We start from the raw sequence: 257 nt of genomic DNA, 5'->3' as shown, positions 1-257 counted from the left end.
TTATTTTTAAACTTTCATATTTTCTTGAAAGTTTTCTTTGTTCTCTTTTTAATTTCTTCTCAACTTTCTTAACTGTAGAAGTTTTATTTATATTTTTAAACTTCTTTTTATCTGAACATATTAAAAAATCTTTAATTCCTAAGTCAATACCTATTCCTTCATTAGTACATTTAGATACTCGAATATCATCTTCCTCAACTAATATAGATACATAGTATCTATTAGATTTTTGACTTACTGTACCACTTTTAACTATT

General features: G+C 22.6%; 1 protein-coding gene. It reads right to left on the bottom strand.

The genetic code is table 11. The annotated features are described in order from the left end of the window. A partial coding sequence (locus KGF36_RS20010; RefSeq protein WP_227854985.1) for a transposase occupies positions 1-257 on the bottom strand: 257 nt, incomplete at both ends.

Source organism: Clostridioides sp. ZZV14-6009 (assembly GCF_020658095.1).
In the GTDB taxonomy this organism is placed as follows: domain Bacteria; phylum Bacillota; class Clostridia; order Peptostreptococcales; family Peptostreptococcaceae; genus Clostridioides.
This window is presented reverse-complemented; position numbering and strand designations above follow the sequence as displayed.